Origin of the sequence: Rhizobium ecuadorense, assembly GCF_001187535.1 — a bacterium.
Lineage (GTDB): Bacteria > Pseudomonadota > Alphaproteobacteria > Rhizobiales > Rhizobiaceae > Rhizobium > Rhizobium ecuadorense.
On record NZ_LFIO01000700.1, the window covers coordinates 1 to 274 of the forward strand.

The 274-nt window shown below is 61.3% G+C and carries 1 protein-coding gene; it reads right to left on the reverse strand.

Features of this window, described 5'->3' with window-relative positions:
• Nucleotides 1–78: 78 nt before the first annotated feature.
• Nucleotides 79–274 (reverse strand): GrpB family protein (locus AF337_RS13320; RefSeq protein ID WP_160320296.1); only part of this gene is annotated, 196 nt, incomplete at its 5' end.

The window sequence follows — 274 nt, forward strand, 5'->3', positions numbered from 1 at the left end:
AAGAGACACGGAAGGTCTCGTCGGCCCAGCCAACCACGTCGGCAAGCGCGAGATCGTATCGGGACGGGGTGACGGCGATTAATCGGGCGCGGAGTGCGGCTGCGCACTCCACGTCCTCAAGTCTGCCAACCGCAGCGTCTCGCTGACGAACGTGGTTTTTCCGGCGGTGTAAAAATCCCAATCGCCGCCTGCCTCTGCGGCCAGCCGGCGTTTCAACTCGGCATAAGCCTTGGCTCTCTCGGGGTGAACCCTGAGATAATCGCGAAACAGAATG